This window comes from Achromobacter sp. CSND-B12 (genome assembly GCF_052906545.1).
On sequence record NZ_JBREGJ010000001.1, the window covers coordinates 619,083 to 645,651 of the forward strand.

Annotated in this window: 27 protein-coding genes; 13 read left to right on the forward strand and 14 right to left on the reverse strand. The window is 69.3% G+C overall.

The annotated features are described in order from the left end of the window. Positions 1 to 112: 112 nt before the first annotated feature. From ACUTAG_RS02760 to ACUTAG_RS02770, 3 genes are all read left to right on the forward strand, one after another. A complete protein-coding gene (locus tag ACUTAG_RS02760; protein ID WP_020928466.1) occupies positions 113 to 1,114 on the forward strand; it encodes a tripartite tricarboxylate transporter substrate binding protein in 1,002 nt (333 codons plus the stop codon). Between the two features lie 73 nt (positions 1,115 to 1,187). Then, the gene (locus tag ACUTAG_RS02765) at positions 1,188 to 2,159 is read left to right on the forward strand and encodes a Bug family tripartite tricarboxylate transporter substrate binding protein (protein WP_054445286.1); all 972 of its coding nucleotides are present in this window, start codon (positions 1,188 to 1,190) and stop codon (positions 2,157 to 2,159) included. A gap of 110 nt (positions 2,160 to 2,269) precedes the next feature. Then, entirely contained in the window at positions 2,270 to 3,226 is a 957-nt protein-coding gene (locus ACUTAG_RS02770; protein ID WP_024069544.1) for a 2-hydroxyacid dehydrogenase, read from the forward strand. A 202-nt stretch (positions 3,227 to 3,428) separates the two neighbouring features. Here ACUTAG_RS02770 and ACUTAG_RS02775 read toward each other — a convergent pair whose 3' ends face one another. The 3 genes from ACUTAG_RS02775 to radA all read right to left on the reverse strand — a co-directional run bounded on the left by ACUTAG_RS02775 (position 3,429) and on the right by radA (position 6,019). After that, positions 3,429 to 3,668: a hypothetical protein gene (locus ACUTAG_RS02775; RefSeq protein WP_006384018.1), complete on the reverse strand. Its 240-nt coding sequence runs from the start codon at positions 3,666 to 3,668 to the stop codon at positions 3,429 to 3,431. A gap of 200 nt (positions 3,669 to 3,868) precedes the next feature. After that, complete coding sequence (locus ACUTAG_RS02780) at positions 3,869 to 4,642, reverse strand: sulfite exporter TauE/SafE family protein (RefSeq protein ID WP_047991215.1); 774 nt, start codon at positions 4,640 to 4,642, stop codon at positions 3,869 to 3,871. Between the two features lie 12 nt (positions 4,643 to 4,654). Next, on the reverse strand, positions 4,655 to 6,019 hold the full coding sequence (radA, locus tag ACUTAG_RS02785) for a DNA repair protein RadA (RefSeq protein WP_045953247.1): 1,365 nt from the start codon (positions 6,017 to 6,019) through the stop codon (positions 4,655 to 4,657). A 431-nt stretch (positions 6,020 to 6,450) separates the two neighbouring features. Here radA and ACUTAG_RS02790 point away from each other — a divergent pair, with 431 nt between their 5' ends. Continuing rightward, positions 6,451 to 7,095 (forward strand): hypothetical protein, encoded by a 645-nt coding sequence (locus tag ACUTAG_RS02790; RefSeq protein WP_020928470.1) that lies wholly within the window; start codon positions 6,451 to 6,453, stop codon positions 7,093 to 7,095. 113 nt (positions 7,096 to 7,208) lie between these two features. After that, positions 7,209 to 7,655, forward strand: coding sequence for a homoprotocatechuate degradation operon regulator HpaR (hpaR, locus tag ACUTAG_RS02795; protein ID WP_006384288.1), 447 nt, complete (start codon positions 7,209 to 7,211; stop codon positions 7,653 to 7,655). A 1-nt stretch (position 7,656) separates the two neighbouring features. Here the strand turns inward: hpaR and hpaD are convergent, their stop codons facing one another. Continuing rightward, entirely contained in the window at positions 7,657 to 8,508 is an 852-nt protein-coding gene (gene hpaD, locus ACUTAG_RS02800) for a 3,4-dihydroxyphenylacetate 2,3-dioxygenase (RefSeq protein ID WP_148318192.1), read from the reverse strand. Between the two features lie 39 nt (positions 8,509 to 8,547). Further along, on the reverse strand, positions 8,548 to 10,014 hold the full coding sequence (gene hpaE / locus ACUTAG_RS02805) for a 5-carboxymethyl-2-hydroxymuconate semialdehyde dehydrogenase (protein WP_446649975.1): 1,467 nt from the start codon (positions 10,012 to 10,014) through the stop codon (positions 8,548 to 8,550). Positions 10,015 to 10,224: 210 nt separating this feature from the next. Between hpaE and ACUTAG_RS02810 the strand changes: the two genes are divergently transcribed. Genes ACUTAG_RS02810 through hpaI form a run of 4 tightly spaced genes read left to right on the forward strand, consistent with a single transcriptional unit; the run spans position 10,225 to position 13,668 of the window. After that, positions 10,225 to 11,253, forward strand: coding sequence for a fumarylacetoacetate hydrolase family protein (locus tag ACUTAG_RS02810; protein WP_054504638.1), 1,029 nt, complete (start codon positions 10,225 to 10,227; stop codon positions 11,251 to 11,253). A gap of 21 nt (positions 11,254 to 11,274) precedes the next feature. Next, the gene (locus ACUTAG_RS02815) at positions 11,275 to 12,024 is read left to right on the forward strand and encodes a fumarylacetoacetate hydrolase family protein (RefSeq protein WP_054443696.1); all 750 of its coding nucleotides are present in this window, start codon (positions 11,275 to 11,277) and stop codon (positions 12,022 to 12,024) included. 25 nt (positions 12,025 to 12,049) lie between these two features. After that, on the forward strand, positions 12,050 to 12,853 hold the full coding sequence (hpaH, locus tag ACUTAG_RS02820; RefSeq protein WP_446649976.1) for a 2-oxo-hept-4-ene-1,7-dioate hydratase: 804 nt from the start codon (positions 12,050 to 12,052) through the stop codon (positions 12,851 to 12,853). Between the two features lie 14 nt (positions 12,854 to 12,867). After that, entirely contained in the window at positions 12,868 to 13,668 is an 801-nt protein-coding gene (gene hpaI / locus ACUTAG_RS02825) for a 4-hydroxy-2-oxoheptanedioate aldolase (RefSeq protein WP_446649977.1), read from the forward strand. A 111-nt stretch (positions 13,669 to 13,779) separates the two neighbouring features. On the opposite strand, the gene ACUTAG_RS02830 is transcribed toward hpaI, so the two are convergent. Further along, positions 13,780 to 14,499, reverse strand: a complete 720-nt coding sequence (locus ACUTAG_RS02830) for an SDR family oxidoreductase (RefSeq protein ID WP_020928472.1) — start codon at positions 14,497 to 14,499, stop codon at positions 13,780 to 13,782. A 264-nt stretch (positions 14,500 to 14,763) separates the two neighbouring features. Beyond that, positions 14,764 to 15,894: an alanine racemase gene (gene alr, locus ACUTAG_RS02835; protein WP_148318199.1), complete on the reverse strand. Its 1,131-nt coding sequence runs from the start codon at positions 15,892 to 15,894 to the stop codon at positions 14,764 to 14,766. Positions 15,895 to 16,066: 172 nt separating this feature from the next. On the opposite strand from alr, the gene hpnC reads away from it, so the two are divergent. The 3 genes from hpnC to hpnE are packed head-to-tail and all read left to right on the forward strand — an operon-like array spanning position 16,067 to position 19,102. Beyond that, the gene (gene hpnC, locus ACUTAG_RS02840; protein ID WP_047991220.1) at positions 16,067 to 16,897 is read left to right on the forward strand and encodes a squalene synthase HpnC; all 831 of its coding nucleotides are present in this window, start codon (positions 16,067 to 16,069) and stop codon (positions 16,895 to 16,897) included. A gap of 19 nt (positions 16,898 to 16,916) precedes the next feature. Beyond that, entirely contained in the window at positions 16,917 to 17,780 is an 864-nt protein-coding gene (hpnD, locus tag ACUTAG_RS02845; protein ID WP_020928473.1) for a presqualene diphosphate synthase HpnD, read from the forward strand. Continuing rightward, a complete protein-coding gene (hpnE, locus tag ACUTAG_RS02850) occupies positions 17,777 to 19,102 on the forward strand; it encodes a hydroxysqualene dehydroxylase HpnE (protein WP_020928474.1) in 1,326 nt (441 codons plus the stop codon). The genes hpnD and hpnE overlap by 4 nt, the downstream gene beginning before the upstream one ends. Positions 19,103 to 19,178: 76 nt before the next feature. Here hpnE and ACUTAG_RS02855 read toward each other — a convergent pair whose 3' ends face one another. The 4 genes from ACUTAG_RS02855 to ACUTAG_RS02870 form a co-directional block, all read right to left on the reverse strand. Beyond that, on the reverse strand, positions 19,179 to 19,571 hold the full coding sequence (locus ACUTAG_RS02855) for a CrcB family protein (protein ID WP_006384302.1): 393 nt from the start codon (positions 19,569 to 19,571) through the stop codon (positions 19,179 to 19,181). A gap of 4 nt (positions 19,572 to 19,575) precedes the next feature. Then, a complete protein-coding gene (locus ACUTAG_RS02860) occupies positions 19,576 to 20,130 on the reverse strand; it encodes an HdeD family acid-resistance protein (protein WP_006384303.1) in 555 nt (184 codons plus the stop codon). A 127-nt stretch (positions 20,131 to 20,257) separates the two neighbouring features. Then, positions 20,258 to 21,217 carry a tripartite tricarboxylate transporter substrate binding protein BugE gene (locus tag ACUTAG_RS02865; RefSeq protein ID WP_047991222.1) on the reverse strand — a complete coding sequence of 320 codons (960 nt, stop codon included), beginning with the start codon at positions 21,215 to 21,217 and terminating at the stop codon, positions 20,258 to 20,260. 33 nt (positions 21,218 to 21,250) lie between these two features. Further along, the gene (locus tag ACUTAG_RS02870) at positions 21,251 to 22,717 is read right to left on the reverse strand and encodes an N-acyl-D-glutamate deacylase (RefSeq protein WP_006384305.1); all 1,467 of its coding nucleotides are present in this window, start codon (positions 22,715 to 22,717) and stop codon (positions 21,251 to 21,253) included. Positions 22,718 to 22,867: 150 nt separating this feature from the next. Between ACUTAG_RS02870 and ACUTAG_RS02875 the strand changes: the two genes are divergently transcribed. Further along, a complete protein-coding gene (locus ACUTAG_RS02875; RefSeq protein WP_038503978.1) occupies positions 22,868 to 23,836 on the forward strand; it encodes a LysR family transcriptional regulator in 969 nt (322 codons plus the stop codon). A gap of 69 nt (positions 23,837 to 23,905) precedes the next feature. Here ACUTAG_RS02875 and ACUTAG_RS02880 read toward each other — a convergent pair whose 3' ends face one another. The 3 genes from ACUTAG_RS02880 to ACUTAG_RS02890 are packed head-to-tail and all read right to left on the reverse strand — an operon-like array spanning position 23,906 to position 26,457. After that, a complete protein-coding gene (locus tag ACUTAG_RS02880; protein WP_006385064.1) occupies positions 23,906 to 24,349 on the reverse strand; it encodes an SRPBCC family protein in 444 nt (147 codons plus the stop codon). A gap of 54 nt (positions 24,350 to 24,403) precedes the next feature. Further along, complete coding sequence (locus ACUTAG_RS02885) at positions 24,404 to 25,234, reverse strand: phosphoenolpyruvate hydrolase family protein (RefSeq protein WP_054471724.1); 831 nt, start codon at positions 25,232 to 25,234, stop codon at positions 24,404 to 24,406. 11 nt (positions 25,235 to 25,245) lie between these two features. Continuing rightward, entirely contained in the window at positions 25,246 to 26,457 is a 1,212-nt protein-coding gene (locus tag ACUTAG_RS02890; protein WP_054436874.1) for a Tm-1-like ATP-binding domain-containing protein, read from the reverse strand. Positions 26,458 to 26,569: the final 112 nt, after the last annotated feature.

Sequence of the window (26,569 nt, forward strand, 5' to 3'; positions counted from 1 at the left end):
GCATCACGACGGCAGGGCGCGACAGACGCCGGCAGCACTCAAGCGGGCTCCGGCCCGGCAGGAACACCCCACAAACGATGCGCGGCCACGCGCACACGAGGAGACGATTTCCATGCTTGCAGCCCCTTTGCGCGGCCGCCTGGCCCTTGCCGCCTGCCTGGCCGCCGCAGCCCTGCTGCCGTGCGCGGCAGGCGCCAGCGCCGATTACCCGGCGCGCGACGTCAGGATCGTCGTGCCCTTCCCGGCCGGCGGCACCGCCGACATTGCCGCGCGCGTGGTGGCCGCCGAACTGGGCAAGGCCTGGGGCAAGGCGGTGGTGGTGGACAACAAGGCGGGCGCGGGCGGCAACGTCGGCACCGCCGAAGCCGCTCGCGCCACGCCCGACGGCTACACCCTGTTGATGGGCACCGTCAGCACCCATGCCATCAACCAGTCCGTTTACGCCAAGCTGCCCTACGACCCGGTCAAGGACTTCACGCCGGTCACGCTGGTGATCCCGGTGCCCAACGTGCTCGAACTGAATCCCGGTTTCGCCGACAAGCACGGCATCCGCAACGTGGCGGACCTGATCAAGTACCTGAAGGCCAATCCCGGCAGCGTCAACATGGCCTCGACCGGCAACGGCACCTCGACCCACCTGTCCGGCGAGCTGTTCCAGGCCATGACCGGCACCCGCATGACGCACGTGCCCTACAAGGGCAGCAGCCCGGCGCTGACCGACGTAATGGCGGGCTCGGCCGACCTGATCTTCGACAACCTGCCCTCGTCGATGGGCTTCATCAAGGGCGGCAAGCTGCGGCCGCTGGCGGTCACCACCGCCACGCGCTCGCCGGCGCTGCCGGACGTGCCGACGTTGGCCGAGGCCGGCGTGACGGGCTACGAGGCCTCCAGCTGGTTCGGCCTGCTGGCCCCCGCCGGCACGCCGCGCGAGATCGTCGACAAGATCCAGCGCGATGTCGCCGCGGCGCTGCAGCAGGCGCCGGTACGCGCCCAGCTGCAGGCCCAGGGCGCCACGCCGTCGGGCAACACGCCGGCACAGTTCACCCAGTTCATGGCGCGGGAAACCGTCAAGTGGGCCGCGGTCGTGAAGCAATCGGGCGCCAAGGTCGACTGAACGGCGCCGGTCCGGACCCGGCCGCCACGCGTGGGCGCCGGGTTCTTCATCATCACGCGAACCAGGAGACACCATGAACAGATCGATATGCGCGGTCGCGCTGTCCGCCGCCGCCCTGCTTGCCGGGCCGGCGGCCCACGCCGCCGGCTATCCCACCAAGCCCGTCACGATGATCGTGCCGTTCGTGCCGGGCGGCTCGTCCGACATCACGGCACGCAGCGTCACGCCCGGGCTGACGAAGGCGCTCGGCCAGACCTTCGTGGTCGAGAACAAGCCGGGCGCCAACAGCGCCATCGGCGCGCAGGCGCTGGCCCGCTCCACGCCCGACGGCTACACCATGATGGTCGGCTCGATCGGCACCTTCGCCATCAATGAGGCGCTATACAAGAACCTCTCGTACAACCCGAGCAAGGACTTCGAATACCTGACGCAGGCCGTGCGCAACCCCAACGTGCTGGTGGCCTCGCCGTCGTTCCCGGCCAGCACGGTGGCCGAGCTGGTGGACTATGCGAACAAGAATCCGGGCAAAGTGTCGTACGCTTCGTCCGGCACGGGTTCGTCCGACCACCTGTCGGCGGTGATGTTCCGCCAGCGCACGCAGACCTCGGGCGTGGACGTGCCGTACCGCGGCGGCGGCGCCGCCATCGCCGACCTGATCGGCGGCCAGGTCAACGTGTCGTTCCAGAACCTGGGCGCGGTGCAGACCCACATCAAGGCCGGCAAGCTCAAGGCGCTGGCCATCACCGGCGATGCGCGCGCGGCCGATCTGCCGGACGTGCCGACGCTGGCCGAGGCCGGCATCAAGGACATGGTCGTGTATTCGTGGCAGGGCTTCGCGGTGCCCAAGGGCACCCCGCCGGACGTGGTGCAACAGCTGACCAAGGCCCTGCAGGCCGCCCTGCGCGACCCGCAGACCGAAAAGACGCTGCACGGGCTGGGCTTCGAAGTGGTGGCCAACACGCCGCAGCAGTTCAGCGCGTTCCAGCAGGCCGAGGTCAAGCGCTGGAAGGACGTGATCCAGAAGGCCAACATCCAGCTGGAATAAGGCCGCCGGGCGGCGCGGCCGGCGGCCTGCCGCGCCGCCCGCCCCCTCTCAGCCGGATTCAAGGCCGGATCAAGTAGCATGAAGGTTTCGCCACCCACCTGTACGACAACATGACCACCAAGCATCGCATCATCCAGGTCGGCTCGCTGGCCGGCTCGCCCTCCGCCAACCAGCGCCTCGCGGAGCGCTACGACGTCATCGAGCTCTGGAAGCAGCCCGACCGCAAGGCCGCCCTGGCCGAACTAGGCAAGGGCGTCACCGCCGTCGTCACCTCGGCCAACTTCGGCGCCAATGCCGAGCTCATCAACGCCCTGCCCGACCTGAAGGCCATCTGCAGCTGGGGCGTGGGCTACGAGACCATCGACGTGCAGGCGGCGCATGCGCGTGGCGTGCAGGTCAGCAACACGCCCGACGTGCTGACCGACTGCGTGGCGGACCTGGCCTGGGGCCTGATGATCGCCGGCGCCCGCCGCATGGGCCAGGGCGAACGCTTCGTGCGCGCCGGCCAGTGGGGCCAGGTGCATGGCAGCATTCCGCTGGGCCAGCGCGTCAGCGGCAAGAAGCTCGGCATCGTCGGCCTGGGCCGCATCGGCGAAGCCATCGCCCGCCGCGGCCTCGGCTTCGACATGCAGGTGCGCTATCACAATCGCAGGAAGCGCGACGACGTCGACTACGGCTACGAGGCCTCGCTGACCGACCTGGCGGCCTGGGCCGATTTCCTGGTCGTGGCCACCGTGGGCGGTCCCGCCACGCGCCACCTGGTCAATCGCGAGGTGCTGGAAGCGCTTGGCCCGCGCGGCATCATCGTCAACATCGCGCGCGGTCCGGTCATCGACGAGGCCGCGCTGGTGGCCGCGCTCGAGGCCGGCAAGCTCGGCTGCGCCGCGCTCGACGTGTTCGAGCATGAACCCAAGGTGCCCGAGGCGCTGATCAAGAGCGACCAGGCGGTGCTGCTGCCGCACATCGGCAGCGCCACGCTGGAGACGCGCCAGGCGATGGAAGACCTGATGCTGGAAAACCTGGCGGCGTATTTCGACACCGGCCGCGTGATCACGCCGGTGGACTGACGACGCGGGCGGGAACGGCGGCGCGGCCAGCGCCGTCGGCGCCCACGCAAGTGGCTCGAATACGGGCAACACAAACGCAGGCAGTACAAACGAAAAAGCCTCCCGGCGCCCATACCGAGAGGCTTTCGACTTCCAGGCCCGAAAACCCGTCCGTCGTGCAAAGGAACTGCCGGACCTCGCGGTCCGATGCTGCGTGACTGCCTTACTTCGCGGGCGCCGTGGCGGTGCCCGATTTGTCCATCTTGGCGGCGCCCGATTTCTCGGTGCCCTGCTTGGCGGACGTTTTGTCGGACTTGTGATGCTTGTGCTGCGCCTGGGTCTTGGTTTCGCCCGACTTGGTCGTGGCATCGGCGCCCGCCGCGAACGCCGAAGGCGCGGCGGCAAGGCCGAGGCACAAGGCCGAAGTGGACAGGAACGCAGCGATACGGGAGTGGGTCGTCATTACATGAACTCCTAATGGTGAAGGCCCGGGGCTGGCCCCTGGCCTTTCCGACACGGGGCGGCAACATCGCCGCATGACCCGTACTCCGTTGGAACCGGCACCCCGCCGAAGGTTCAGCGCGCCGCGGGAAATTTTCGCGCCCTTTCCGACGTTAACGCTTCGTCATGGGATCGTGACAATCGACTCCCGGCGAGCGGCGCTCAGCTTTCAAATACCAGCAGCGCCACGGTGGCGAACAGCATCGCCGCGAAGCTGGCTCTCAGCTTGCGTTCAGGCAGACGATAGGCCAGCCGCACGCCGACCGGCACGAACAGCAGGCTGCCCGCCGCCAGCGGCAGGCCCACCAGCCAGTCGGCCTGGCCGGCCCATGAGTACGTCACCAGCGCCACCGCGGAACCCGGGATCACCATGCACAGCGCCAGCGCCTGCGCGGTGGTCTGCGGCAGCCGGAACACCGTGGTGATGATGGGCACCGCCAACACCGCGCCACCGACGCCGAAGAAGCCGCCCAGCGTGCCGCACAGCACGCCCAGCGCGGCGGCGCGGCGCGGCGTGAACACCGGGGCGTTGCCGCCGGCCCTGGGCGCGCGCCGGGCGCGGCCGGCGCGCCAGGTCTGCCAGGCGTAGAACAGCGCGATGAAGAACAGGAACACAGCGAAGCTCAGGCGCAACACGCCCGAATCGATGCCCAGCGCCAGCCGCGCGCCGACCCAGGTGAACACCACCGCGCCGCCCGCGCCCGCCAGCGCCACGCGGCGGTCGATGCGGGTCTGCTGGTTGTACTTGCGCACCGCCATCATGATGGTGGGCAGCACCATGATCAGCGCGGTGCCCTGCGCCAGCTGCTGCGACATGCCCATCAGCAGCACCAGCGCCGGAATCGCGATCATGCCGCCGCCGATGCCCAGCACGCCGCCCATGAAGCCAATGAGGCACCCCGCGCCCAGGCACAGGGCGATCAGCAACAGACTCACGTGAGGCTCCCGTCAGCGCAGCTTGTCGAGCGCGGCGTCGAGCCGGTCCACCGCCCAGATCTCCAGCCCCTCGATGGGCTGGCGCGGCGCATTGGCCTTGGGGATGAGCGCGATCGAGAAGCCCAGCTTGGCGGCTTCGCGCAGGCGTTCCTGGCCGCGCGGCGCGGGCCGGATCTCGCCCGCCAGGCCGACTTCGCCGAAGGCGATCAGCCCGCGCGGCAGGGGCCGGTCGCGCAGCGACGACATGATGGCCAACAGCACCGGCAGGTCGGCCGCGGGCTCGGTGATGCGCACCCCGCCCACGGCGTTGACGAACACGTCCTGGTCGAAGGTCGAGACGCCGGCATGGCGGTGCAGCACCGCCAGCAGCATCGCCAGGCGGTTGCCCTCCAGGCCGACCGTCAGGCGGCGCGGATTGGGCGCGTGGGAACTGTCCACCAGCGCCTGGATCTCGACCAGCAGCGGACGGGTGCCCTCCTGCGTGGCCATTACGCAGGAGCCGGCCACCTGCTGCTCGTGCTGCGACAGGAACAGCGCCGACGGGTTGGCCACGCCGCGCAGGCCGCGGTCGGTCATGGCGAACACGCCCAGCTCGTTGACCGCGCCGAAGCGGTTCTTGAAGGCGCGCACCAGGCGGAACGACGAGTGCGTGTCGCCCTCGAAGTACAGCACCGTATCAACGATGTGTTCGAGCACGCGCGGTCCGGCCAGCGCGCCGTCCTTGGTGACGTGGCCGATCATGACGATGGCGATGCCGGTCTGCTTGGCCAGGCGCGTCAATTGCGCGGCGCACTCGCGCACCTGCGACACCGAGCCGGGCGCGGCGGTCAGTTCGCCGCTGTAGAGGGTCTGGATCGAGTCGATCACGGCCACGCTGGGCTTCTGCTCGGACACCGCCGCCTGGATCGCCTCCAGGCGGATTTCCGCCAGCAGGTTGACGTTGCCGGTCTGCAAACCCAGCCGGCGCGCGCGCAATGCCACTTGCTCGGCCGATTCCTCGCCCGTGACATAAAGCACGTTGGTGCTTTCCGAGAGCGACGCCAGCGCCTGCAGCAGCAGGGTCGACTTGCCGATGCCGGGATCGCCGCCGATCAGCACCACGGCGCCGGCCACCAGGCCGCCGCCCAGCACGCGGTCGAATTCCTCCAGCCCGGTGGGGGTACGCGGGGTTTCGCGCGCCTCGATCTCGGACAGGCTGCGCACGGGGCTGCTGGAGGCAAGCGGCGCGTAGCGGTGCGAGGCGGCGGCCGCGGGCACGGACGATTCGACGGTTTCTTCCAGGGTGTTCCAGGCATTGCAGTGCGGACACTTGCCTTGCCATTTCGGGGTGGTGCCGCCGCATTCGGCGCACACGTATACGGTTCGGGTCTTGGCCATGGGCGCAAGTTTACCGGCAGCAGGCGGGTCGCGGGGTCGCCGGCGCGCGGCCGCGACACCGCTTTTCCAGCCCATTTGGCCCCATGCCGGTGCATACCGCTTTCAATCTGCTTGCAGAAACAGGGACGCCATGCAGTTACACCATGCAAACACAAGAAATTCACTGGCAGATTTCTGCAAATCGCGCATAATCACCGGGTGATGCGCAATGTTGAACCGCCGGTTATATGGCGGCATACCCGGCGCCGCCGTCCACCCCGACGGCACGACGGAAATCGCGGCGCATTGCAAGCTGTCGGCCGTGCATGCGGCCACCTAAACCGGAACACGACCCCCAGCCTGGACGAGATCGCCGGACCACCGGCGCGGCGCGGGCAAAGGTCAAACGCGCATGCGCCCTGCCACCAGGCGCCTGCGCGAGGAGTACGCGCATGAGCATTGCCTATCGCCCCCCCTTCGACGAAGACGACGAACTGGATTTGCGCGCCGTGTATCGCAAGCCCAGGACCGGCGGCAGCCCCGAACTGGACGCGGCCGTGCGCCGCACCTGGCATCCCGGCCACAGTTGGCACCCGGGCTGGGCCGCGGCCGCCTGCGCGGCGCTGGTGGCCGGCCTGTTCGCCTGGACCGACATGCGCGAAAACGCCGAGATGATCGACATGACGCCGCAACTGGCCGTGTCGCAGGAAGCCGAGGCCAGCCCCGAACGCGCGCCGGCACCGCGCCTGGTGGGCACCGACGCGCCCGCGCCGCAGCAGGCGGCCGCCCCGGAAATCCAGCGCGCCGCGCAACCGCCGGCCGAGTCGCAAGCCAACGTCCCGCCCCAGCTGGCCACGGCCGAGCCGGCGCCCCAGGCGGCGGCGCTGGAGCCCGCGGCCGAACAAACCGCCAGCGCCGAGCCCGTTGCCTTCAGCGACCAGGACATCGAGGCGCGCGTGGCGCACATCCGTGCCTTGATGCAGGACGATCAGCAGGAAGACGCCGTGGCCGCGCTGCGTGAACTGCAGCAAGGCGCGCCAGACCTGACGCTGCCCGACGACCTGCAGGAACTGGCGCAGCAGAACCCGGCTTCCTGACCCTTTTTTCCTTCCCCCGTTCGTTTGCCAGGCCCGCGCCCGTCGCGGGCCTGGACGTTGATGTCCCCGGAAATCAAACAGAAAAAGAACGGCTTCTTGCTAACATAGCCGCCATGAGTCCCAGCTTCCACCACCGCAACCTCCCCCACCTGCTGCTTTACGCGCGCGAAACCCTGATGGCGCATTTCCGGCCCATCCTGCATGCCGCCGGCGTCACCGAGCAGCAATGGCGGGTGTTGCGCACCCTGAGCGAAGTGGGCGCGATGGAGCCCAACCAGATCGCCCGCAGTTGCCAGATCCTCAGCCCCAGCCTGACGCGCATGCTGGCGGGCATGGAGGAACAGGGCCTGATCAAGCGGGTGCGTTCGAGCGCGGACCAGCGGCGCCAGGAGATTTCCCTGACGCCCAAGAGCAACAAGCTGATCGACCGCATGCGTCCGCAAGTGGACGCCAAGTACCAGGAAATCGAAGACCGGATCGGCAAGGAATTGCTCGAGCGCCTGTACACCGACGTCGACGCGATGGTCGAGCTGATCAAGCGCGACCCCGCCTCGGAATGAATCAGTCGGGCACGGGCAGGATGGCGTTGATCTGCCCCGTGCCCGAACTGGTGAAGTAGTCGGTGACGATCTCGGCCGGCCGGTCGTAGGCGTCCCAGCCCAGCAATCCCAGCAGCATGGCGGTGTCATGCATGCCGCCCTCGCCCACGCACAGTTCGGCGTATTCCGGCAGCATGGCGCAGAAGGTCTTCCAGTCGCCCTGGCGCCACAGGTCCACCACGCGCAGGTCGACCTGGCGGTAGAACTCGCGGCTGATCTGGTGCATGGCGGCCTCGGGGCTGCCGTTATCGTTGAAGCGGTGCGACAACGAGCCGCTGGCCAGCACCGCCACGCGGCTGTCGTTCTGCTCGATGGCTTGCCGCAGGGCCGCACCGAAGCGACGGCTGTCGTCCAACGCGTGCCAGGCGCACCAGGCCGCCACCGACACCACCTTGAAGCGGTCGTCGCCATTCATGTAGCGCATCGGCACCAGCGTGCCGTATTCCAGTTCGAGGCTGGCGATCTCGTGCGCGCGGGCAGGCACGCCGGCGGCGCCGGCGCATTCGGCGATGCGCCGCCCCAGCGCCGGATCGCCGCGGTAGGCGTAGTCCATGTCCTTGATGAAGTGCGGCAGTTCGTTGCTGGTGTAGCGGCCGGCGAAGCGTTCGTTGCAGTTGATGTGGTAGCCGGCGTTCACCAGCCAGTGCACGTCCAGCACCACCAGCGTGTCGACGTCCAGGTCGCGGCAGCGCTGGCCAATGCGGCGATGGCCCTCGATGGCGGCCTCGCGGCAGCCGTGATGGCGGCCGGGCATTTCAGATAGATACATGGACGGCACATGCGTTACCTTGGCCGCCAGCGCGAGCTTGCCCATGATGCTTGTCTCCTGTCGTTATCGGTATCCGGGCGTCCTTCAGACGCCCCACTTCGGAATGTGGTGGCTGCCCATCGAGACGCAGACGTTCTTGATCTCGGCAAACACTTCATAACTGTATTCGCCGCCCTCGCGGCCGGTGCCGGACTCCTTGGTGCCGCCGAACGGCTGGCGCAGGTCGCGCACGTTCTGGCTGTTGATGAACACCATGCCGGCCTCGATGCCGCGCGCCAGCCGGTGGGCACGGCCGATATCGCGGGTCCAGATGTAGGAGGCCAGGCCGTACTTGACGTCGTTGGCCAGCGCCAGGCCATGGGCCTCATCCTTGAACGGAATCAGGCAGGCGACGGGCCCGAAGATCTCTTCCTGGGCGCAGCGCATGCGGTTGTCGACGTCGGCCAGCACCGTGGGCCGCACGAAATTGCCGCCGGCCAGGTGCGCCGGCAGGCCCCGCGGCGCGTCGGCGCCGCCCGCCAGGATGCGCGCGCCCTCTTCCTTGGCCAGGCGGATGTAGCCGGTGACCTTTTCCCAGTGCTGCCGCGTGATCATCGCGCCCACATTGGTCTTGTCATCGGTCGGGTCGCCCACCACCAGGCGATTGGCGCGCTCGGCGAAGCGGCGCACGAAGTCATCGTAAATCGATTCCTGCACGAAGATGCGCGAGCCCGCGGTGCAGCGCTCGCCGTTGAGCGAGAAGATGGTGAACAGCGCGGCGTCCAGCGCGCGCTCGACGTCGGCGTCGTCGAACACCAGCACCGGCGACTTGCCGCCCAGCTCCATCGAGAACTTCTTGATGCCGCCCGCGCTCGCCATGATCTTCTTGCCAGTGACGGTGCCGCCGGTGAACGAGATCGCGCGCACGCCGGGATGGCGCACCAGCGCGTCGCCGGCGGTGGCGCCATAGCCCTGCACCACATTCAGCACGCCGGGCGGGATGCCGGCTTCCAGCGCCAGCAGGCCGAGCTGGTCGGCCGTCAGCGGCGACAGCTCCGACATCTTCAGCACGGCGGTATTGCCCAGCGCCAGGCAGGGCGCGGTCTTCCAGGTCGCGGTCATGAAAGGCACGTTCCAGGGCGATACCAGCGCGCACACGCCCACCGGCTGGTAGAGCGTGTAGTTCAGCATCTGGTCGTCCACCGGGTAGGTGTGGCCGTTCATGCGGGTGCAGACTTCGGCGAAGAAGGTGAAGTTCTCGGAGGCGCGCGGAATCAGCTGCTTGCGCGTCTGCGAGATCGGCAGGCCGGTGTCCCGCGTTTCCAGCTCGGCCAAGTGCGGCACATTGCGGTCGATCAGTTCGCCCAGCCGCCGCATAAGGCGCGCGCGCTCCTTGGCGGGCGTGCCGGCCCACTTGGGAAAGGCCTCGGCCGCCGCCGCCACGGCGGCATCGATCTCGGCCTGGCCGCCAGCGGCCACTTCGTCGATGGCCTCGCCCGTGGCCGGGTTGAAGGTGGTGAAGCGGTCGGCGCTATCGACCTGCTTGCCGTTGATCCAGTGCTTGATGCTCACGTGCGTCTCCTCGCGTCCCGCGATGGCCGGCGGAGGGAATCCGGCGGCGATGCGAAAATTTAGTTAACGAGTTAACTTTATGCCTGCCTTTGCGCCACTGTCAACGGCGGAAAACCCCTGTCGCGCGCCAGCTGCGTCGATTGCCGCGGCCCCGGTTTTTCACTATTATGATTAACATGCTAACTATATCGGCCCGGTACCGCGCCTGCCATGCCCCATATCTGGATTGAGTATTCCGCCAACCTCGACCTGGACACCCGCGCCCTGATGCGCGCGGTCCAGGACGCCGCCGTGGGCGACGGCAGCCTGTATCCGCTGGCGGGCGCCCGCAGCCGCGCCGTGCGGATCGATGACTACCTGATCGCCGACGGCCATCCCGACAACGCTTTCGTCCATGTGCTGCTGCGCATCGGCCACGGCCGCAGCGCCGCGCAGCAAACGGCATTGGGCGAGCGCACGTTCCAGGCCCTGCGCGACGCGCTGGCGCCGGAAATGGCGCGCCGGCCGCTGGGCCTGTCGCTGCAGGTCGAGGAAGCCGACGCGGTGCTCAACTACAAGCACAGCAACTATCGCGAATACCTGGCGGCCCGCGCCGCCGCGCTGCCGCGCACCGTTGCGGGCGCCGCGCTCAATACGCGCCAGGCGCTGGCCGCGCTGGGCGAGGCGATGAACGCGCCGCCCTACCAGGCCGCGCCGCGCGCGCCGGTGCTGTACATCAAGCCGGCCAACACCTATGCCGCCGACGGCGATGCCATCACGCTGCCAGCCGATGTGCCCGAGGTGCGCATCGGCGCCAGCCTGGGCATCGTGTTCGGCCGCCGCGCCAGCCGCGTCAGCGAAGCCGAGGCCCTGGCCCACGTAGCCGGCTATCGCGTGGTGGCCGACCTGTCGGCGCCGCACGACAGCTATTTCCGGCCCGCGCTCAAGCAGCAGTGCCGCGACGGCTTCTGCCCGATCGGCCGCGAACTGGCGCCGGTCGCGGCGGTGCCGGATCCCGACGCGCTCGACATCGAGGTCTGGGTCGACGGCGCGCTGGCACAGCGCGCCAGCACCGCCGACCTGGTGCGGCCGGTGGCCCGCCTGATCGCCGACGTCACCGAATTCATGAGCTTCGAACCCGGCGACATCCTGCTGGCCGGCGCCCGCGCCGACGCTCCGCTGGCGCGCGCCGGGCAACGCTACGAAATCCGCATCGCCCAGGTCGGCGCGCTCGGCAACACGCTCATCGCCGGCGCCTGAGGCGCCCTCACGGAACCCGCCATGAAACACGCACGCATCGCCTACGAAGGCGCCATCCACGCCGCCACCGACGCTGGCAACGGCCAGATCCGCCTGGCGGACGGCCGCCTGCTGGCCGAGGACGCGGTGACCTGGCTGCCGCCGATCGAGCCGCGCACCACCTTCACGCTGGCCATCAACTACGCCGACCACGCCAAGGAACTGGCGTTCAAGGCGCCGGCCGAACCGCTGGGTTTTCTCAAGGCCGCCAACACCTTCGTCGGCCATCGCGCGCGCACGCTGCGGCCGGCCGACGTGGGCTTCATGCACTACGAATGCGAGCTGGCCGTGGTAATCGGCAAGACCGCCCGCAACGTGACGCGCGCGCAGGCCTACGACTACGTGGCCGGCTACACCGTGGCCAACGACTACGCGCTGCGCGACTACCTGGAAAACTGGTATCGCCCCAACCTGCGCGTCAAGAGCCGCGACACCTGCACGCCGCTGGGACCGTGGCTGGTGGACCGCGACGACGTGGCCGACCCGATGAACCTGGACCTGCGCACCACCGTCAACGGTGTCGAGACCCAGCGCGGCAACACCCGCGACATGGTGTTCGACATCCCCGCCCTTATCGCGTACTTCAGCGGCTTCATGACGCTGTCGCCCGGCGACCTGATCCTGACCGGCACGCCCGACGGCATCGTCAACGTGCAGCCGGGCGACGAGGTCGTGACCGAAATCGACGGCATCGGCCGGCTCGTCAGCACGCTGGTGCCCTGCCCCGCCTGATTTCCCTTACCTGGATATTCCCCGCATGCTTGACACTTCCACCGTGCGCGCCTTGGCGGCGCGCCTGCACGACGCCGAACGCAGCCGCCAGCAGATCCGCCAGATCTCGCTGGACCACCCCGACATCACCATCGCCGACGCCTACGCCATCCAGCGCGCCTGGATGGACATCAAGCTGGGCGAGGGCCGCGTCAAGCGCGGCCACAAGATCGGCCTGACCTCGCGCGCCATGCAACTGTCATCGCAGATCGACGAGCCCGATTTCGGCATGTTGCTCGATGACATGTTCTTCGAGGACGGCGGCGACATTCCCGCCGGCCGCTTCATCCTGCCGCGCCTGGAAGTGGAGCTGGCCTTCGTGCTGGGCAAGCGCCTGCAAGGCCCGAACGTGACGCTGTTCCAGGTGTACGACGCGGTCGACTACGTGATCCCGGCGCTGGAAATCATCGATGCCCGCTCGCACGGCATCGATCCCGACAGCAAGCGCCCGCGCAAGGTGTTCGACACCATCGCCGACAACGCGGCCAACGCCGGCGTGGTGATAGGCGGCCGGCCGGTGAAGATCGGCGAACTGGACCTGCGCTGGATCGGCGCGATCCTGTCGCGCAACGCGGTGATCGAAGAAACCGGCGTGGCCGCCGGCGTCTTGAACCATCCCGCCAATGGCGTAGTATGGCTGGCGAACAAGCTGGCCGCGCACGACGTGGCGCTGGAAGCGGGCGAGATCATCCTGTCGGGGTCCTTCACCCGTCCGGTGGCCGCGCGCCCCAGCGACACCTTCAACGTCGACTACGGCGTGCTCGGCTCCGTCAACTGCCACTTCATCTGACCTCAACGCGGCCCATGGATATCCTGACCAATCAGTTCAAGCGCGCGCTGCGCGCCGGCACGCCCCAGATCGGCCTGTGGGCCGGGCTGGCCAGCGCCTACACCTCCGAGATCATCGCCGGCGCCGGCTTCGACTGGCTGCTGATCGACGGCGAGCACGCCCCAAACACCCTGCAGACCACGCTGGCGCAGCTGCAATCGGTGGCCGCCTATCCGGTGGCGCCGGTGGTGCGTCCGGCCTGGAACGATCCGGTGCAGATCAAGCAGATCCTCGACACCGGCGCGCAGACGCTGCTGGTGCCGATGGTGCAGTCGGCCGAAGAGGCCGCCGCCGCCGTGGCCGCGGTGCGTTATCCGCCCGCCGGCATCCGTGGCGTGGGCAGCGCGCTGGCCCGTTCGTCGCGCTGGAACCGCATCCCCGACTACCTGGAGCGCGCCAACGACGAGATGTGCGTGCTGGTGCAGATCGAGACGCCGCGCGGCGTCGATGCGCTGGAAGACATCCTGGCGGTGGACGGCGTGGACGGCGCCTTCATCGGCCCGGCCGACCTGTCGGCCAGCATGGGCTACCTGGGCCAGCCCGAGCATCCCGAGGTCGCCCGCACCATCGACGCGGCCATCGGCCGCATCGTCAAGTCGGGCAAGGCGGCCGGCATCCTGCACAGCGGCGTGGCGCAGGCCAGGCACTACCTGTCGCTGGGCGCGACCTTCGTCGCGGTGGGCGTGGACGCGGTGCTGCTGGCGCGCGCGGCCGAAAAGCTGGTCGGCGAGTTCAAGGACGTCAAGCCGGCCGCCAAGGCCGGAGGGCCGTACTGAGCCCGGCGGGAAGCAACGAAAAAAAACGGCGCCCACGGCCGCCGTTTTTTTCATCGGAGGCCAGGAACGGCGTAGCCAGATGGGCCGTGCCGCCTGGCCCGATCCGGGCGATCAGGAGCGGCCGCCCAGGCTGCCGCCGCCATCCACGCCCAGCACCTGGCCGGTGATGAAGCCGGCGTCGTCCGACAGCAGGAAGGCGATGGCGGCGGCCACTTCGGCCGGCGTGCCCAGGCGCTTCATCGGCACCGAGGCCAGCGCGCGCTTTTCGCCTTCGCTGCCCGCCGGACGGGTGGCGCGGAACATCTCGGTTTCGATGGGGCCCGGCGCCACCGCGTTGGCGGTCACGCCGTATTCGGCCAGCTCCAGCGCCCAGGTGCGGGTGCAGCCGACCAGCGCGCTCTTGGCGGCCGAATAGGCGGTGCGTTCCAGGCCGCCGTGGATGGCGCGGCTGCAGACGTTGACGATACGGCCGGCGCGGCGCGCTTTCATCGATTCGATGAACGCCTGGGTGACCTGCACGGCGACGCGCACGTTCAGGTCCAGCACGTTGTAGAGGGTGGCCAGGTCGATCTCGCCCAGCGGCTGGGGCGAGGCGATGCCGACGTTGTTGACCACGGCATCGACCGGGAATTTCTCGCGGATCTCGCGCAGCACTTCCTCGGTGCGGCCGGCGTCGGCCAGGTCACAGGCATAGAGGTAGCCGGGAAAGTCCACATCGCCGGTATTGCGCGCGATACCGACCACATGACAACCCATGTCGGACAGCCGCTGAGTAAGGGCCCAGCCTATGCCTTTGGTGGCGCCCGTGATGAGCACGCATTTGTCCTTCATGGATCGAAACCTCGTTGTTCGTTACTGGGGCGAAAACGGGCGCTTGGGCGCCCGGTCTTCAAGTAGACACCATCCGGCGTTGCCTGTCTTGTAAATTGCGTAGCAATTCTTGCGTGCCGGACACCCTCCGCCTCGGATCGGGCGCGCGGCTTTCCGGAGAAAAATCAGGCGCTTGGAAGGCGCCCGCTGCCCAGGCGCCGGCAAAACGCGCCTGGAGTGCTCAAAAAACGATCAAGCGGTGGCCAGCGACCGCGCCGGAACGCATCAGGCGTCCCGGGTGACCGGGACGCGGGGCGCCAGGGCGCAGAGCAGCTCGTAACCAATGGTGCCGGCCGCCAGCGCGACTTCGTCCACCGACGGCCCCTCTTCGCCCCACAGCGAAACCGGGGCGCCGACGCCCGCGGCCGGAATCGGGTCCAGGTCGACGATCAGCATATCCATCGAAACCCGGCCCACCAACCGGGTGCGGATGCCGGCCACGACCACCGGGGTGCCGGTGGCGGCGTGGCGCGGATAGCCGTCGGCGTAGCCGCAGGCCACGATGCCGACCCGCATGGGCCGGTCGGCCCGGAACAACGCGCCGTAGCCAACCGAATCGCCGGCCTTCAATTCCTGCACCGCGATGATCTCGGAGCGCAGCGACATGGCCGGCTTGAGGCCGAAGGCGGCGGCCTCGGCGTCGGCGAATGGCGAGGCGCCGTACAGGCAGATGCCGGGGCGCACCCAGTGGGCCTGGGCCTCGGACCCCACGGCGACCTCGGCAAAGCGCAGCGTGGCCGCGGAGTTGCAGACGCTGATGGGCCCCGCCGCCATCTTATGCGTCACCGAATTGAACACGGCCAGTTGCTCGGTGATGCCCTGGGGGCCGTCGGCGCAGGCGAAATGGGTCATCTTGCCGAGCGAGCCGATCACGCCTTGCTGTTGCAGCAGCAGCGCGCGCTCGTGGGCGGCGGGATAGGCGGCCGGGGAAAAACCCAGCCGGTTCATGCCGCTGTTGAGCTTGAGCATGATGTCGACCCGCCGCGACAGGCGCGCGCGGGCCAGCATGTCGAGCTGCTCGCGCTGGTGCACCGTGACGCTCAGGTGGTAGCGGTCGACGATGTCGAGATCGGACGGATTGAAGAAGCCTTCGAGCAGCAGGATCGGCCCGCCCCAGCCGGCCTCGCGGCAGCGCACCGCTTCGTCCAGGTCGAGCATGGCCAGGCCCTGCGCCTTGGAGAAGCCGGCGACCGCCTGCTCGATGCCGTGGCCATAGGCATTGGCCTTGATCACCGCCCAGATCGACGGCGCCACGCCGGACGCGGCGGCGGCGGTCTGGTCGAGGTGGCGGCGCACGGCGGCCAGGTTGTGGGCCAGGGCGGAAACGGAAACGGTGGCGGAAATTGGGCGGGGCATGGTATGAGATCCTGTGGCGCTTAAGTCTAACTGATCGGCGCGGCGGCGGCGCGGGGCCGCGGGCGCGCCGGTCATCTAAAATGGGTCAGCCTCCCGCCTGGGCCGCACTTGCGCCGGCGCGGCCGGAGCGCCGCGCAAAAAAGCAACCCCGCAGGACCGCAGGACCAGACCCATGCCCATCGATCACTACGAGAATTTTCCCGTCGCCTCGCTGCTGTTGCCGCGTCGGCTGCGTGGCGCCGTGACCGATCTGTACCGGTTCGCCCGCGCCGCCGACGATATCGCCGACGAAGGCGCGGCCAGCGACGACGAACGGTTGGCCCAATTGGCCGCATTCCGCGCCGAGCTGCATCGTATCGGCGCCGAACCGGGCGCGGTGCCGGCCCCCGGCGCCCCCGAACTGGCCGGCATCTTCGTGCCGCTGGCGGCCACCATCGCCCGCCACCAGTTGCCCATCACGCCCTTCTACGACCTGCTGTCGGCCTTCGAGCAGGACATCAGCGTCAAGCGCTACGACGATTACGCCGCGCTGGCCGACTACTGCACCCGCTCGGCCAACCCCGTCGGGCGGCTGATGCTGCACCTGTTCGACGCCACCGATCCGCGCGACGTGGAACAATCGGACGCCATCTGCACCGGGCTGCAATTGGTGAACTTCTGGCAGGACGTGCGGGTCGATTGGCACAAGCACCGCGTCTACCTGCCGCAGGAAGACCTGAACCGCTTCGACGTCTCGGAAGATGACCTGGCCGCCTGCCGCCTGACGCCGGGCTGGCGCGCCCTGATGGCATTCGAGGTGGAACGCACCCGCGCACTGCTACACTTCGGCGCTCCGCTGGCGCGCCGCCTGCCGGGCCGCATCGGCCTGGAGCTGCGCCTGGTGGTGCAAGGCGGGCTGCGCGTGCTGGAGCGGATCGAGGCGAGCGGCTACGATGTATTCATGAACCGACCCGAATTGGGCGCCAAGGACTGGGCCATCATGCTCTGGCGCTCCATCAAGTAAGCAACCGGCCCTGCCAACTATGACCCCTGACGAGTACTGCCAGGAGAAAGCCGCCAAGAGCGGTTCCAGCTTCTACTATTCCTTCCTGTTCCTGCCGCCCGAGCGGCGTCGCGCCATCACGGCGCTGTACGCCTATTGCCGCGAGGTCGACGACGTGGTGGACGAATGCACCGACCCGTCGCTGGCGCGCATCAAGCTGGCCTGGTGGCGCACGCAGGTCGACCAGATGTTCGACGGCAAGCCCGACCATCCCGTGACCCGCGCGCTGCAGCCGCACCTGCAGAGCTGTTCGATCACCCGCGAGCGCCTGCTGGCGGTGGTGGACGGCATGGAAATGGACCTGGACCAGACCCGCTACCTGGACTGGCCCGGCTTGCGCAAGTATTGCTGGCACGCCGCCGGCGTGGTCGGCGAACTGTCGGCCGGCGTCTTCGGCTACACCGATCCGGCCACGCTGGTCTACGCCGAGAAGCTCGGCCTGGCGTTCCAGATGACCAACATCATCCGCGACGTCGGCGACGATGCCCGCCGCGGCCGCATCTACATCCCGGTCAACGACATGCAGCAGTTCGAGGTCAAGGCCTCGGACATCCTGAACGGCGAATATTCCGAACGCTTCTCGGCGCTGATGAAGTTCCAGGCCGAACGCGCCCGCGAGCTGTACCGCGAAGCGATGCGCACGCTGCCCGAAGCCGACCGGCGCGCGCAGCGTCCCGGCCTGATGATGGCGGCGATCTACCATGCCCTGCTCGATGAGATCGAGCGCGACAACTGGCAAGTGCTGCACCAGCGCATCTCGCTGACGCCGCTGCGCAAGCTGTGGCTGGCGTGGAAAACCTGGGTGGGCGGCGGACGCGGGCTGGTCCGCCGGTTGGCACGGTGAAGGCCGCGGTCATCGGCGCCGGCTGGGCTGGCCTGGCGGCCAGCGTCGCCCTGCGCGAGGCCGGCGCCAAGGTCACCGTGTTCGAAGCCGGCCACACGCCCGGCGGCCGCGCCCGGCGCGTGTTCCATGACGGCTTCGAATCGCCGCTGGACAACGGCCAGCATCTGCTGTCGGGCGCCTACAAGCACACGCTGGCGCTGATGCGCCGCGTGGGCCGCAATCCCGATGCCCTGCTGATGCGCCGCCCGCTGCGGCTGGCCAGCCTGGATGGGCGCTTCCGCCTGTCGGCGCCGCGCCTGCCCGCGCCCCTGCACATGGCGGTGGCGATCCTGGGCGCGCGCGGCCTGTCGTGGGCCGACCGCTACGCCACGCTGCGCCTGATGCGCGGCCTGCGCGCCATGTCCTGGACCCCGCCGCGCGACTGGACCGTGCAGCAGCTGCTGCACTATCACGCGCAGTCCGACGCCCTGATCCGCCAGGTCTGGGAACCGCTGTGCCTGGCCGCGCTGAACACGCCGGTGGCCAGCGCCAGCGCCGCGCTGTTCGCCCGCGTGCTGCGCGACAGCCTGGCCGGCCGCCGTGAAGACAGCGACCTGCTGCTGCCCTGCACCGACCTGTCGGCGCTGTGGCCCGACGCCGCCGCGCGCCAGGTCACGATGCGCTACGGCAGCACGGTGCGCCAGCTGCGGCCCTCGCAGGACGGCATCGACATCAACCAGGAACGTTTCGACGCCGCCGTGCTGGCGGTGCCGCCGGCGTTCGCCGCGCGCCTGCTGGATGCGCCGCTGCGCGCAGTGGGCGCGACCGGCCTGCTGGACGCGCTGCGGGCCTTCGACTATCTGCCGATCGCCACCCTCAACCTGCGCCTGGCCGGCCCGTGGCGCCTGCCCGAGCCCATGATGATGCTGCGCGAGGAACCGGGCCGCGGCCATATCGGCCAATGGCTGTTCGACCGCGCGCAACTGGCCGGCGACGCCCAGGCCGGTGAATTGGCGGTGGTGGCGAGCGCGGCCACCGGCCTGGCCGAACGCAACCGCCAGCAGGCCATCGAGGCCCTCATCGACCAGGTGGCCGAGCAGGCCGCCGGCTATCCGCAGCGGCTGCCGCCGATGCCGGAAGTCGCGGCGGCGGAACTGTTCATCGAAAAGCGCGCCACCTTTGCGGCGGTGCCGGGCCTGACCCGGCCGTTGAACAGCACGCCGTGGCCGACGCTGGCGCTGGCAGGCGACTGGACCGACACCGGCTACCCCGGCGTGCTGGAAGGCGCGGTGCGCAGCGGCCTGGACGCGGCGCGGGTGCTGAATCCGCGGGCGGACGACTGAGGCGCGCAGCGCCAATGGCAATGCGCCGGCGCGTATCGGCGCGCGCCGCGCCGCCTTGGCGCGGGCAGCGGCAGATTCAGCGCAACAGGCTGGCCGTCGCCAGTCCCAGGCCCGTCAGCAACAGGGACCCGAGCAGGCTGAAGCCGGCGTAGCCCAGCGCGCCGCCATAGGCGCCGCGCTCGAGCATCGCCACGGTTTCGGCCGAGAAAGTCGAAAACGTGGTCAGCCCGCCCATGAAACCGGTGATGGCCCCCAGCCGCACCCAGGCCGGCCATTCGGGATGGCCGGCCACCAGCGCCAGCGCCAATCCCACCAGATATCCCCCGGCCAGATTGACCGCCAGCGTGCCCCAGGGCCACGACTCGGTGTTGAGCCACAGGCTGACCAGCCAGCGCGCCCAGGCGCCGAACATGGCGCCCAGGCCCACGGCCAGGAAGTTCAGGGGAATCAGGGTCTGGTAGGCGGACATGGACTCAGGGCGCGCGGTGCTGCTTCAGGCGCAAGGAAAAGACCAGCAGCAGTATGCCAAAGAACACGGCGTAGATGCCGATGACCCACACCAGGGCCAGTGCGCCGGCGCCCGGCTGCAACACCAGCATGGCGCCGAACAGGATCGATACCAGGCCGGACAGCGCCAGGAACCACTCGTTGCGGATTTCCTTGCGAAAGCGGATTGCGGCGACGATCTGGAACACGCCAGCCACCAGCGCCCAGATGGCGATGATGTAGAGCAGGATCAACGCCGTCAGGCCGGGCCACAGGAAGGTGACGATGCCGGCCGCCACGCCCAACAGGCCGACGATGATCAGCGCCCACAGCGGCTTGCCGCGCTCGCGGATGCGGATGCCGGCGATCAGCGCCAGCACGCCGTCGGCCAGCGCGAACGCGCCCCACACCAGCACCAGCGCCGACAAGGTGATCGCGGGCATGAACATGGCCATCAGGCCGAACAGGATGGCGACGACGCCGCGCAATGCCACCCAACCCCAGTGACGACCGATCTGATCCACGACTTGCGAGTCAAGCATGACGACCTCCGGTAACACGTAACGGGTGACCTATCTTATTTGAATTTTCCCGCGCGTGGACCGCCTGGCCGCCGTGACCCGGTTGGCCGGAAAGGCCGCCGCCCCCGGAGACGGCCGGCTCCCGGCCTTATTGCAGCTTGATCTGCGCGCGCTCGATCACCGATTTCCAACGATCGCGTTCGGCGCGGATCTGTTCGCCGAACTCGGCCGGCGTATTGCCCAGCGGGAAGGCGCCGGTCTCTTCCATCTTGGCGGCGGTGGCGGGGTCGCGCACCGCCTGGGCGAAGGCCTGCGCCAGCTTGTCGCGCACGTCCGTCGGCATGCCCGCCGGCCCCACCACGCCGTACCAGGCGGTGACGTCGTAATCCTTGTAGCCCTGCTCGGCGAAGGTCGGCACGTCCGGCAGGCGCGGGTTGCGCGCGGTCCCGGTGATGGCGAGCGCCCGCAGGTGATTGCTCTTGATGTAGGGCAGCGACGACGGGAAGTTGTCGAAGATCACCGGCACCACGCCGCCCACCGTGTCGGTCAAGGCCGGCGCCGAGCCGCGGTACGAGATGCTGTTCATCTTGCCCCCGGTGATCTGCAGGAACCAGATCATGCCCAGGTCATTGACGCCGCCGGCGCCGGCATTGGCGTAGCCGTCCTTGCCCGGATTGGCGCGCACGTGCGACACGAACTCGGCCAGCGTCTTCGCCGGGTATTGCGGGTTGACGCTGAGGATGTTGGGGCTGGTCACCAGGTTGCTGATGGGCGTGAAGTCCTTGACCGGGTCGTAGGCCAGCTTGGGGAACAAGTGCGGCGCGGTGCCATGGGTGCTGACGGTCGCCAGCCCCACGGTGTAGCCGTCCGGCTTGGCGCGCGCGGTGGCGGCCATGCCGATGGTGCCGGAGGCGCCGGTGCGGTTCTCGACCACGACCTGCTGCCCCAGGATCTCGCCCGCCTTGGCGGCGGCCAGGCGGCCGACGATATCGGTGGGGCCGCCGGCCGGGAACGGCACGATCAAGGTGATGGGACGGTCGGGGAATTCGGCGTGCGCCGCGGGCAACAGGGCGGCCAGCGCCAGGGCGGCGCAAGTCTTGCGGATCATGGGGTTGTCTCCTGTGGGGATCGGTTCTGCTTGTTATCGGGAAAATTCCGGCGCGCCGGCGATGCTGGCGTCACGGCGCAGGATCCTGCCGGGGCGATGCGACGGGGGGGCTTGCGGGAACACCGCGCAGCCGTTGACCAGCACGTGCTCGATGCCGGCCGAGGCCAGCGTCGGCGCGTCCCAGGTGGCGCGGTCGCACACCGTGTCGGCGTCGAACACGACCACGTCGGCCCAGGCGCCCACGGCCAGCCGGCCGCGATCGGCCAGGCCGAACACGCGCGCCGGCAGCGCGGTCATCTTGGCCACGGCGGCCTCCAGCGTCAGCAGTTCGGCTTCGCGCACGTAGCGGCCCAGCACGCGCGTGAAACTGCCCCACAGGCGTGGGTGCGGATGGGCATCGTTGGGCAGGCCATCCGAGCCGACCATGCAGCATTCGTGCTGGAAGATGCGGCGCACCTCGTTCTCGTCCATGGCAAAGTAGATCGCGCCCGCCGGGCACAGGCGGCGCGCCGCCGTGACCGCGTCGCAGCCCCAGCGCGCGGCGATCTCGGCCAGCGACTGGCCGCCGCATTCGGGATGCGGGGTCGACCAGGTGATGCGGATGTCGTCGATCTGGTCGGCGCGCTCGGGTATCAGGATGGTGGAGCTGCCCGGATACGGGTAGATGTCCAGCGCCACGTCGACGCCGGCGGCGCGGGCGCGGTCGATGTTGGCCAGCGTGGCGGCGCTCTTGCCCCAGTTGGCCGGCATCATGCATTTGTGGTGCGACAGCACCGTGGCGCAGCCGGTGCGGCGACCGACCGCCAGCACCTCGTCGACGGCGGCCTCGACTGCGTCACCCTCGTTGCGGATGTGGCTGGTGTGCAGCGCGCCGCGCGCCGCCGCGACGCGCGCCAGGCCGTCCAGTTCGGCTTGCTCGGCGACGCCGCCGGGCTGGTAGGCCAGGCCCGTGCTGAATCCCACCGCGCCGGCCTCCAGCGCGTCGGCCAGCATGCGCTCCATCGCCCGCTGCTCCTTCGCGCTGGGCTGTGCCGCCGGATCGCGCATGGCGGCCAGGCGCAGGTTGGCGTGGCCCACCAGGGCGGCCACGTTGATCATCGGCCGCTGCGCCTCCAGCGCGCCGAAGTACATGGCCATGTCCGCGAACAGCGGCGAGTCGCCCAGCAGGGCCAACGCCGCGGCGGTATTGCCCGGCAGCGGCGCCGGCGCGCCGCTGATGCCGCAGTTGCCGACCACCACCGACGTGATGCCCTGGCTGGTCTTCCATTCCAGGCCCGGTTTTTCCACGAACATCAGGTCATCGTGGCCATGGGTATCGATGAAGCCGGGCGCGACGATCCTGCCGCCGGCATCGAGGCGCCGGTCCGCTGGCGCGGCCGACAGGTCGCCGATGGCGGCGATGCGCTCGCCACGGATGCCGACGTCGGCGCGGCGGCGCGGCCCGCCCAGCCCGTCGATCACCCAGCCGCCTTCGATGACCAGATCCAGTTTTTCCTGCATGCAACTTCCGCCTTGATGGAGCCGGCGATGACGCCGGCCGCTTGTGCGGGCCGCCCGTGGACGGCCCTGGTGCTTGATGAAGCCCCTAGTATCGTCCGGCCGATCAATCTGGAAAAATTGTTTTTATTGATCCATCTATCGTGATTTGAAATGTATCGCCTGCCCAAGCACGTCACCCTCAAGCACCTTACCGCGTTCGTCGCGGTGGCGCAGGAGTCCAGTTTCACCCACGCCGGCAAGCGCCTGTTCCAGACCCAGTCGTCGGTCACCAGCCTGGTGCGCCAGCTGGAGGAAGCGCTGGCCACCCGGCTGTTCGCGCGCACCAGCCGGCGCGTGCTGCTGACCGCGGCGGGCGAGGAATTCCTGCCGCGCGTGATGCGCCTGTTGGCCGATTTCGACGGCGCGATCGAGGACGTGGTGCGCTTCGGCGCGCTGGAGCGCGGCCGTGTCGGCGTGGCGGCCGCGCCCTCGGCCATCACCCAGGTGATCGCGCCGGCGGCGGCGGCATTCGCGGCGCAGTACCCCGCCATCCGCCTGTACCTGAGCGACGACAACTCCGGCCGCATCCAGCGCAAGGTGGCCGCGCGCGAAGTCGATTTCGGCCTGACCAGCCGCTGGGCCGACGCGCCCGGCCTGCAGTTCGACGCGCTGCTGGAGGATCGCTTCGGCGTGCTGTACCGGCGCGACGACGCCAGCCTGCGGCCGGGGCGCGACGGCGCCATGCGCTGGTCCGACCTGGCGGGCCGCAAGCTGGTGGGGGTGGTGGACGAGACCGGCATCATGGCGCTGCTGCGGGCGCGCGCGGACCTGCCGATCGAAGCCGCCGCGCCGTTCTACGAGGCCTCCAGCACCACTTCCCAGGCAGCGTTGGTGAAGGCCGGCATGGGCGTGGCGCTGCTGCCGGCGCTGGCGGCGCAACGCGTGCTGGAACCCGGACTGGACTACGCGCTGCTGGCGCGGCCCACGGTGGTGCGCACGCTGTGCATCATCCGCCACAAGGAGCACGCGCTGAGTCCGGCCGCCGAAGCGCTGATCCGCGCCATCCGCGACTACCTGCGCGGCGCGCCGTTGCCGGCCGGCTGCAAGCTGGCCGCGGGCGCGACCCGCCGGCGCGCCTGAGGCGCATCGGCGTCGCCGTGGCAACGCCGGCGGGGCATGCGCCCGCCCCGCCGCGACGATACGCGCCGCTCAGGCGCGCAGCTTTTCGTCCAGCGCCGCCAGTCCGGCGGCGAACACGCCCTGCCCCACGGCGGTTGCCACCGCCTGCAGGTCGGCGCCATCCTCGACGCGGAAGTCGGCCCACCATTCGACCAGCGTGGCACCGCTCTCGGTGATCGCGCGCAAGGCGACGCCGGCGACATAGTCGCGCATCGGCAGGTCGGTCTCGATGATCGAATAGCGCAGCGCCGTGCCCGGATCGTCCAGCATCAGCAATTGCTCGCGCACGAAGCCCGAGGGCTTGAGCGACAGGTAACGCACCGAGCCGATGGCATCGTGGCGGCCGCCTTCTTCCAGACGGCTTTGCGCGATGCCGGGATGCCATCCCGCCAGGCCGTTGAAATCACGAAACAGCGGCCAGACCTTGGCCAGCGGCGCCTGGACGATGGCGCTGGTGTAGACGGTATGCGGCATGCGGACTCCTGACGGACGCGCGGCGCCCCGGCGGAAACGGATGAAGGGGAAAACTCAGAACGTCAGTTGCTTGAACTCGCGGGTGGCGGCGGTCAGCGCCTGTTCGGTGGGCAGGCGCTCCATTGAGCTGGCGCCGTAGAAGCCATGGCAATGCCGGCAGTTGCGCAGGATGTGGGCGGCGTCCTCGGGCGTGGCGATGGGGCCGCCGTGGCACAGCACGATCACGTCCGGACGCACGGCCAGCGCGGCCGCGGCGATGCGGTCGATGGCGGCGACGCAGTCATCCAGCGTCAGCGCGGTCTCGGCGCCGATCGAGCCGCCGGTGGTCAGGCCCATGTGCGCGACGATGATGTCGGCGCCGGCCTGCGTCATCGCCACGGCGTCGTCCTCGTTGAACACGTAGGGCGTGGTCAGCATGCCCTTTTCGTGCGCCAGGCGGATCATGTCCACTTCCAGCGCGTAGCCCATGCCGGTCTCTTCCAGGTTGGCGCGGAAGGTGCCGTCGATCAGGCCCACGGTGGGGAAATTCTGCACGCCGGCAAAACCCTGGCGCTTGAGATCGTCCAGGAACACGTCGAAGTCGCAGAACGGATCGGTGCCGTTGACGCCGGCCAGCACCGGCGTGCGCTTGACCACCGGCAGCACTTCGCGGCCCATGTCGACCACGATCTCGTTGGCGTTGCCGTAGGCCAGCAGGCCGGCCAGCGAGCCGCGCCCGGCCATGCGGTAGCGGCCCGAGTTGTAGATCACGATCAGGTCGATGCCGCCCGCTTCCTCGCACTTGGCGGACAGTCCGGTGCCGGCGCCGCCGCCCACGATGGGGGTGCGGTCGCGCACCATGGCGCGGAACTTGTCCAGCAGTTGGTTACGGTCAAAGCGCGGCATGGCGGCAATCCTCAGTGTGTGGCGATGTCGAGAAACTGTTCGACCGCGGTGCGGGCGAACAGCGGGTCGTTGATGTGGCAGGGCACGCGCACCAAGCGGCGGTCGGCGGTCTGCACCAGATTGGCCTGCAGCGCCTCGAACAAGGCCGCGTCGGCCTGCGGGTCCCAGAATGCCTGGCCCGGCGCGTCCAACGCCGACACGCCGCCTTCGGGGATCAGGAAGCGCACGGGGCCGTCGCAGCGGTTCAGCCGCTCAGCGATCCATTCGCCCTGGCGGCGGTTCTCTTCCGCGGTGGTGCGCATCAGCGTCACCTGCGGGTTGTGGGGGTAGAAGGTGCGGCCGCGGTAGCGTTCCGGCACCGAGTCCATGGCGCCGAAATTGACCATGTCGAGCGCGCCGCAGGAACCCACGTACGGCGCCCGGGTGCGCGCCACGGCGCCGAAGCGGTCCTCGGTGCAGGCCAGCACGCCGCCGAACAGGAAGTCGCAGACCTCGGTGGTGGTCAGGTCCAGCACGCCGGACAACAGATGGCTGTCGAGCAGCTTTTCCATCGACTGGCCGCCGGTGCCGGTGGCGTGGAACACCAGGCAGTCGTAGCGCGATTCGAGCAGCGGCGTCACCTGCTGCACGCAGGCGGTGGTGACGCCGAACATGGTGATGCCGACGGCCGGACGGCTGTCGTCGCCGGCCACGCTGGCGGCCAGGCGGAAGGCGCCGCCGATGGCGCCGGCGGCATTGGCCAGCACGCGGCGCGAGATGCGGTTCAGGCCGGCCACGTCGGTCACGGAATACATCATCGCGATGTCCGACGGCCCGACGTAGGGCGCGACGTTGCCCGACGCCATGGTCGATACCATCAGCTTGGGCACGCCGATGGGCAGCGCGCGCATGGCCGGCGTGATGAGCGCGGTGCCGCCGGAACCGCCCAGGCCCAGCAAGGCGCCGATATCGGAGTTGGCGGCCGCGTAGCGTTCGAACGCCAGCGCCATGGCCGCGATGGCGGTGCCGCGGTCGCCGGTGAAGACGGCCTGCTCGCCCCGCGGATGGCTGCGGGCCACTTCCCGCGCCTGCACCTGCGCCGCGCTGGCCGCGCCCGTGGTGGACACGTCCACCGAGACCACGTCCAGGCCTTCGCGCTTGAGCAGCGCAACCACGTACTCGGCCTCGTGGCCCTTGGTATCGTAGGTGGCGGCCACGAAGACCCGCCGATTCGAATGCGTCATGACTCCTCCGCGGGCGGCTACACTCGGTGCGCGCCTCGATATGTCTGGGGCCGCCCAGGGCCTGTAGAATCAAGAAATGAGACGAAAGAATCATACTGAGACACCTGTCTCA